This window comes from Brunnivagina elsteri CCALA 953 (assembly GCF_002289455.1).
GTDB classification, from domain to species: domain Bacteria; phylum Cyanobacteriota; class Cyanobacteriia; order Cyanobacteriales; family Nostocaceae; genus Brunnivagina; species Brunnivagina elsteri.
Window position 1 is genome coordinate 1 of the sequence record NZ_NTFS01000283.1, and the last position, 8,689, is coordinate 8,689.

Consider the following 8,689-nt stretch of genomic DNA (forward strand, 5'->3'; position numbering starts at 1 on the left):
ACTTTATTTTATTGTTTTACCTTATTCATATTGCACGCAAACGAAAAGCGCCAGATATCGAGTCAGCTAAAAAGCACCTAGATTATATATTAGGGCAGGCAGGGATGCCCACCCCACAAGAATTATAATAATAATTTGGATTATATGATTTAAATGCGGAACAGCTTATTAATGTTAAATTAATAAGTATAATTTTCCATCATTTCCTCCAATCCCCGATAAATCAATAAATAATTATGCTACTTGAAATCAAACAACTATTTGTACCACCTGGTCATCAATTACTAATTAAAGATATATCCTGGTTAGGATACAAAAACATTTTGGCAGACTTGGGTGAAAATCGTAGTTCCAGGGTATCTTACAGTCAAGGAATGTTAGAAATAATGGCTCCATTACCAGAACATGAAGTGGGTAAAAAGATTATTGGTAATTTGGTAGAAATTTTACTAGAAGAACTTGATATTGAATTTTGGAGTTTAGGTTCTACGACTTTCGATCGGGAAAATATGGATGCTGGGGTAGAACCGGATGATTGTTTTTATATAGAGAATGAAGCGAAAGTTAGAGGTTTAAATCGGATTAATTTGGAAACCGATCCACCTCCAGATTTAGCAATTGAAATCGATATTACTTCACGTACTCATTTTCATAATTATGAAGCGCTAAATGTACCAGAATTATGGCGTTGGAATGGGACAATATTAGAAATAAATGTGTTATTAAATGGGAAATATCTCAAGTCAGAAAATAGTCGGACTTTTCCCAATATTCCGATTGCAAAAGTGATTCCTGAATATCTATCTATGAGTAAGATATCTGGGAGAAATGCGGCAATGAAAACATTTCGTGAATGGGTAAGAAAACTTCAGTCATAATTACGATATACAGTCTTACCATCACCAGGTAATATTGTGAGCGATCGCGGACTAATTTTCTCTCCGATACTAACTTCAATATCTCCATCCCAAATCTCAATTGATAACACCCTTTTGCCGCTTCCCTCATAGTCAAAATACTGGCATTTCTCCGCAGTTCGACGCATTGTTAAACCTGTACGGTTCATTTTTGCAGTTCCAGAATCTTCTAATTTATATACTTCCCCAGCAAAGTTTAATTCTTGTGGGGGAATGTCAGAAATATCAAGTTGGTTCGTAGGTTCAAGTAATGCGACTTCGACAATATCATCTTCTTCTACCGATAACCAAGCAATTTTTTCTTTATCTTGCAAGAGATATTCAAACCAAGAATATGCTCCGACTTTATATGTTAGCTTTCCTTCAACTACCCAATCGATTCCCATATGTTGAATAATGTCACCAATTTCTAAGTTGAAGATGGTGCATTCTAATGGATTACGTTTTTTTGCTGGTAATTGTTGATTCTCGCTTCCTTTTAATATGGGTTGTTGTTGGTTAATGAGATATATAATTGTACCAACAGTAATTAACACAAGAATTCCGAATATTAAAGTCATTTTATATCACCATTTTTAAAGTGGGGGTTTTAGTAAAAGGATGTTTTCAAAAGTTACTTTATCGTCAAAAAAAATTTTTTTTTAATTTAGTATCTCATTATATACCTCAAAATTAGATTCTTCCTCCGTTAGAATGACAATTTTATATCTAGATTTTTCCTCCGTCAGAATGACAATTTTATATCTAGATTCTTCCTCTGTCAGAATGACAATTTTATATCTAGATTTTTCCTCCGTTAGAATGACAATTTTATATCTAGATTTTCCCTCCATTAGAATGACAATTTTATATCTAGATTTTTCCTCGGTCAGAATGACAATTTTATATCTAGATTCTTCCTCCGTTAGAATGACAATTTTATATCTAGATTCTTCCTCCGTCAGAATGACAATTTTATATCTAGATTCTTCCTCCGTCAGAATGACAATTTTATATCTAGATTTTTCCTCCGTCAGAATGACAATTTTATATCTAGATTTTTCTTACGTCAGAATGACAATTTTATATCTAAATTGGACTTTTTCTATATTCCCAATCCCCAATTAATAAGTTAAAGATTTGACTTGCATTTGATAGCGAACAATTACAGGATGGGTAAGACGATTTATTTCGGTATTGCCAATTTCAATATCTTTGGGTAGGTCAAATAAATGTTGTAGTAAGGAATCTGTAAGATATCTAGTTGGGACTTTCAATTTGAGATTTTCTGTGTCTATATCTCGATGAGATGCTAATACAAACCCCCAAGGACCAAAGGAAGGGACATCAACCACGTAAGGATGTACTTTAAAACCTGCATAGGCTACTGTTGCTGTGATACAACTAATTACCTTGGGTGCAAAAAAAGAACTCGATGCTTGAGTTACAAATACACCATTTTCTGAAAGTCTACTAGCTAACCTTCGATAAAATCCTTCAGAATACAACTTTGCCAATCTTTCTTGATCGGGGTCGGGAAAATCTGCAATAATGACATCAAAGGTATCAGGTAATTCTGGCGCACTAACGAATGCATCAGCATTAATTACCTGTACACGAGGGTCTTTTAAAGAATTATTATTAACCTGTACTAGCTGTGGGTGACGTGATGCGAGTTTTACCATCGCTGGGTCAAGTTCTATCAGTACAACTCGCTCAACTCCTTGCCATTTTAAAACTTCACGAATTGCCATGCCATCACCAGCACCTAAAATTAGTACCTTTTTACGCTGCGGTACTGCACTCATCGCTGGATGTACCAAAGCTTCGTGATAGCGATATTCGTCGAGGGTGGAAAATTGCAAATCACCATCGAGAAATAAGCGTACATCTTTGCCTTGACGGGTAAGAACAATACGTTGGTAAATTGATTGTACTCGTTTAATAATTGGTGCGTTATATAAATTATTTTCCAGATTGTTTCCTAACGGAATCGAGATAGGTGCAGATATCAACAACACCACACCCAAAATCAACCCCACATATCCCCAACGGCGCATATTAGGGAAACTAAGTCCAATTGCAAATACCATGAATGCAGGTAATGCACCTAACACAAATGCTGTGGGAAACATACTCAACCAAGGTAAAAGCAGTAAGGGAAAAGCTAGCGAACCGAATAACCCACCTAGATAATCTAGTGCTAAAACTTCTGCGATCGCATTTCGCATTTCGTCTGATAATTCCAACATTCTTACTAGTAAAGGAACCTCTAAACCTGCCAAAGTACCTAAAATTATCGTCACCACAAATAAACCTTGCCAGATCAACCCACCATCAGCAACAAATAAGGCAAACAAAGCCAGGGGTAAAATTCCAGTCAGAGGTGCGATCGCAAGTTCGACGCAGATAAATGAGAGCAATAATTCTTTTTGTAATTTTCGACCCTGAGTATTAACCGAAACAAACCGACTCAAGTAAGAACCAAGTCCCATCGCTGCCAAAAATCCACCCACAGCAATACCATAGGCAAGCGCTTGGTTTCCCATCAAATAGCTGGCAAGGTTGCCTAACAGCAATTCTACCGCTAGCCCAGTACCTGAAGAGACTGCCGCAGCTAGGAGTAATAAATTTTTCTGTTTTTTTGTAAAATTAATACTTTTATTGTGTATATTTTCACTATTATTACTATTAAAATTTGAATCTTCGTAGCTACTGCTAATCCCCTGTTCCATAATTAAATCCTAATAAAAAATCCCAATAAAAATATAATTACTCATAATTTCCCAATAATCCCACTTCTTAATCTCCTTTCTCGTTCCAACTTTCTCAACTGTTGTTTCTGTTTATACATAAAATAAAATTTTGCCAAAGGAATACTCCCCTGGCAAAATTTTACAAGTTTTTTGGTACGTTTAGGAAATGAAACAGCCCTACCTTAAAGCAATACAGTTCAGTTAAGCATTTTTTCCTTCTCTTCCTACCCTTCGGGTAGGCACGAAGTGACTTCCAAAGGTAGCCGCTCCGCGTCTAAGGCGTTCTCTGCGCCTACCTACGGTAGATACGAAGTAGCTTCTGTTGGCGATAGCCGCCCTGTAAGGGCTAAGTAGCCACTACCCTAACGGGAACGCTAAGAGCGAACGTGTCTATGGCGGTTTAAAATATTGAATAGTTTAGTCTTAACTGAACCGTATTGCTCTATAAAGGGGGAAAACTTCTGGATACTAAGTAAAACCAGACTTGTATGTACATCGTAGCCAATCCCCAATTAATCATTTTCCGCAAAAATATAGCGATATAACTCGCTGGGGTTTGGTTCCGGACTACTTTCTGCGAATACTACAGATTCTTCGACTTCGGTTTGTATTTTCTTATCGATTGCTTTTAATTTTTCCTCTGTAGCTAATTTTCTCTCAATTAATTGACTCCTCAACTTCTTAATTGGGTCACGAGCAAACCAAAATTCCTTTTCTTCCTTACTCCGCAATTCGTCAGGATCAGCCAACGAGTGTCCCCGGAAGCGATAAGTTAATGCTTCAATTAGGGTAGGTCCCTCCCCAGCACGGGCACGACGCACAGCTTCTTTGGCAACTTCATATACAGCCAAAACATCCATACCATCGACTTCCACACCAGGCATGTTAAACACGCTAGCTTTTTTGTAGATTAGAGGGTCAGATGTAGCACGTTCGTGTGCCATCCCGATCGCCCATTTATTATTCTCAACAACAAAAAGTAAGGGCAGTTTCCATAACGCTGCCATATTCATCGTCTCAAAAAACTGACCGTTATTTGTCGCACCATCTCCGAAGAAGCAGGCTGTTACTTGGTCAGCACTGGTATCACCCATGACTTCACGACGGTATTTACTTTGGAAAGCTGCGCCAGCTGCTACAGGAATACCTTCAGCAATAAACGCATATCCACCTAGAACTCGGTGTTCGGCAGAGAACATGTGCATCGAGCCACCGCGCCCTTTGCTGCATCCCGTCTCTTTCCCAAACAGTTCTGCCATGACTTCGCGGGCTGGAACTCCTGCGCTGAGAGCATGGACGTGATCGCGATAGGTGCTGCTGACATAATCTTCACCTGGTCGCATGGCTTTAATAATGCCACTCGATACGGCTTCTTGACCGTTGTAGAGGTGGACGAAGCCGAACATCTTGCCTCGATAGTACATTTCAGCACATTTGTCTTCAAACGTGCGTCCGAGTACCATATCTGTGTAAAGTAGCAAACCTTCTTGTTTGCTTATTTTCGAGGAAGCGGAATCAAAGGTTGGTAATGTGCGTTCTTGAACCATTATCTTTAGAGTATCCCCGTAGTAACACTGAAAGTTACCATAACTGTTATTAAGTAAGAATTTAGTAGTCAGGAGTCAGAATTCAGGAGTCAGAATTCAGGAGTTAGAGGAAAATCGGCACCAAGGTCAACCAAATTATTTGCTCTTAATCCTATTGGCTTGCTGATATGAAATCAAGCTGGTTTTTGCTCGGATTGCGTACCAATTTTAGAGCCAAGCAAGCTTTTCGCACTTTTGTTTAGTGAAGACAAACACGCGATACTCCGTAGGACTGTCACCATCGCTTTCTTATTTGGCTATAGACTATCAATTAGAATAACAAGATTCTGCATATTCATTAACAATTTCAACTAATTACCCAAAAAGTCTCTCATAGTAAGGATATTTGCAGCTAGTACGGATAATTTTAAAAAACTTATGACTGCAAAAACTATTATCTAGCTCTAGGTAATTGTAACTATATTAACCTCATGATATAATTCTTTTCGCTAGATACTAGCGTTAATCAACTATTGCAGTATATAATGCTTCGACATTGGGGAAAGTCTTGATTTAACTTGACTCTTTATGAGCGATCGCACCAGCGATTAAGCAATTTTTCCCAGAGAACGATTTTATTTGCTGCAAATGCAAACTAAATCAAGTGTAAGTTTATTTACTTATATATTGATGTTGGAATAATTCAATAGACCTAAGTGGTTAAGATTTAATTAGTTTGATTTTACACTAGCAACGTAAAGTCAACAACATCAGGTTATGGGACGACTTGACATCGCCTGGGTACTCTAGGTGAAATAGTGGTGAAATATTTAATACGCGCTGCATGGGGAAGTAGACTGTGCGAATTCCGCTAGATTACTACCGAATTTTAGGATTACCGTTGGCGGCAAGTGAAGAACAATTGCGTCAAGCTTATGGCGATCGCATTGTCCAACTGCCACGACGGGAATATTCTCAGGCGGCTATAACGTCTCGAAAACAATTAATAGAAGAAGCTTACGTGGTTTTATCTGATTCAAAAGAGCGCAAAGCTTACGATAAATTATATTTAGCAAATGCTTACACTCCTGACGGTAACAAAGATGTAGCCGTAGCGGTGGAAGACAGGATTACTGCAAATCGCGAAAATATTGATACTCGTACTTTAAGTATTGAAGTTAACCAAGATGAATTGGTGGGGGCTTTACTAATTCTCCAGGAATTAGGTGAGTACGAACAGGTACTCAAATTGGGTCGTCCATATCTCGTTAACAAACATAATTCCTCAAATAACAAACTCGATAACACAACATCAAATTCAACGTTTGATACAGCTTCCGAACGTCCTGATGTAGTACTAACAGTTTCCCTTGCCTGTCTGGAACTTGGTCGCGAACAATGGCAGCAAGGACACTACGAAAATGCTGCGATTTCCCTAGAAACTGGTGAAGAACTTTTAGCCCGTGAAGGCATGTTTCCCAGCGTCAGGACAGAAATTCAAGCCGATTTAAATCGATTACGACCCTATCGAATTTTAGAATTACTTGCCCTACCGGAAGAAAAAACATCGGAAAGGCGACAAGGGTTGCAATTATTACAAGAAATTCTCGAAGAACGGGGTGGGATCGATGGTTCTGGTGATGACCAATCGGGACTGAGCATTGATGACTTTTTGCGATTCGTACAGCAATTACGCCATTATCTCACAGTTAACGAGCAGCACAGACTATTTGAAGCGGAAAGTAAGCGACCTTCAGCCGTTGCCACCTATTTAGCAGTTTATGCTTCTATTGCACGGGGATTTACCCAGCGTCATCCCGCTTTAATTCGTCAAGCAAAGCAAATGCTGGCTCGCTTGGGTAAGCGTCAAGATGTGCATCTGGAACAATCATTGTGCGCTTTATTGTTGGGGCAAACTGAAGAAGCAACCCGCGCATTGGAACTTAGCCAAGAATACGAAGCTTTAGCCTTTATTCGTGAAACCTCTCAAGATTCCCCCGACTTGCTCCCCGGTTTGTGTTTATACAGTGAACGCTGGCTACAAAACGAAGTATTTCCCCACTTCCGAGATTTAGGCAAACAATCAGCTTCCCTCAAAGATTACTATGCTGACCAGCAAGTACAATCCTACTTAGAAGCATTGCCCACGGGAGGCGAAAATATCAATGATGACTGGAATGGCATTGAACGCAAGCCTTTGAATCAACCTGCTAGCCATGTACATTCAAATGGAAATGGAAATTTAAGTTCGAGCGATAAGCAAAACTTAACGCCAAGTGCCTATCCCAATTCCAATTATTCCAATAATGGCAATAACCTAAACCCTCAACCAAACTACAATAGCAACCCATCAGAACGAGGACGTGCCGAAACGCCAAATCAGTCAAATCAAAATAGACGCGAATACTCAAGCTTCACACCAGAGCATATAAATCCCACAAGTAATCCAAATCCAAATCCAAATCAGTCTCGAAATGGCTATAACGAACCACCCATAACCCGAATTACTGGTTACGAATCGGGGTATCAAGAAGAATACACAAATACATCTGTACCTCAGCCCAGACAAACGCGACGCAAACCACAGTCAGCAAAGAATTCCGGGCAAATACCTGATGGTCGTTATCGTACCGTATCGCGACGAAGAACTCGCCCCTCACCAGCCAAAGGTCAATTACTACTGAAAATACTTGGCTCGCTTGCTGGTGTCTTTTTATTCTTGTTACTCGCCAGTAGTATCTTTGGGTGGTTAAAAAATGTACTAACATCAACCCCACCATTACAAGGGGAACAGCTAGCAATACAGATAAACGAACCACCTATAAAAATTCCCGAACCAGGTAGTCAGGAACCATTTTCACCAGCCACAATGACGAAAGAGGCAGCGACACAAGTGGTACAAGCTTGGCTAGCAGCAAAATCTGCGTCTTTAGGACCCAATCATGAAGTTGATAGTTTAGACCAAATCTTAACAGGTTCTGCTTTAAAGCACTGGCGAGGAATAGTTTTGCAAGTCAAGGCAGAAAACCGTTATCGCAGGTACAAACATACTGTAGATGATGTGTCATTTGAAATCGATACGGCTGACAAAGACCATGTGTCGATTAATGCATCTGTTACCGAAAACACCACTTACTATGAAAATAATCTGGAGAAGAAAACAGACAAAGACAAGGTAAAGGTAGACAAGGTAAAGGTTAAGTACGAGTTAACTCGCGTCGAAGCAGGATGGCGTATCCGCGATATCTCCCTAGTGAATTAAGTTTCTGCCCAGTAACATTTTTAACCATACTTTAGCAACATTAAAGGGCTTCCAGAAAATAAAATATCCTAACTATACTGCGAACGGCTTAAAAGTTGACTAAATATAGAACCCCTCTCCATAGACGCGGAGCGGCTACCTTTGGAAGTCACTTCGTGCCTACCCGCAGAGTACCTCTCCCCTTAGTAAGGGGAGAGGCTTAATAAATATTAGGTTTGGCAGATAAAAAGTATAATCCTTAACCGTTTT

The 8,689-nt window shown here is 39.4% G+C and carries 5 protein-coding genes; 2 read left to right on the plus strand and 3 right to left on the minus strand.

Features of this window, described 5'->3' with window-relative positions; all coding sequences use genetic code 11:
* Positions 1-236 precede the first annotated feature (236 nt).
* Positions 237-878, plus strand: coding sequence for a Uma2 family endonuclease (locus tag CK510_RS21080; RefSeq protein WP_095723572.1), 642 nt, complete (start codon positions 237-239; stop codon positions 876-878).
* Here CK510_RS21080 and CK510_RS21085 read toward each other — a convergent pair.
* From CK510_RS21085 to pdhA, 3 genes are all read right to left on the minus strand, one after another.
* Positions 869-1,477 carry a DUF4178 domain-containing protein gene (locus CK510_RS21085; RefSeq protein WP_095723573.1) on the minus strand — a complete coding sequence of 203 codons (609 nt, stop codon included), beginning with the start codon at positions 1,475-1,477 and terminating at the stop codon, positions 869-871. The genes CK510_RS21080 and CK510_RS21085 overlap by 10 nt on opposite strands.
* 543 nt (positions 1,478-2,020) lie before the next feature.
* Positions 2,021-3,631, minus strand: a complete 1,611-nt coding sequence (locus CK510_RS21095; RefSeq protein ID WP_095723575.1) for a polyamine aminopropyltransferase — start codon at positions 3,629-3,631, stop codon at positions 2,021-2,023.
* Positions 3,632-4,164: 533 nt separating this feature from the next.
* Positions 4,165-5,199 carry a pyruvate dehydrogenase (acetyl-transferring) E1 component subunit alpha gene (gene pdhA, locus CK510_RS21100; protein WP_095723576.1) on the minus strand — a complete coding sequence of 345 codons (1,035 nt, stop codon included), beginning with the start codon at positions 5,197-5,199 and terminating at the stop codon, positions 4,165-4,167.
* Positions 5,200-6,037: 838 nt separating this feature from the next.
* On the opposite strand from pdhA, the gene CK510_RS21105 reads away from it, so the two are divergent.
* A complete protein-coding gene (locus tag CK510_RS21105; RefSeq protein ID WP_095723577.1) occupies positions 6,038-8,440 on the plus strand; it encodes an IMS domain-containing protein in 2,403 nt (800 codons plus the stop codon).
* Positions 8,441-8,689 lie beyond the last annotated feature (249 nt).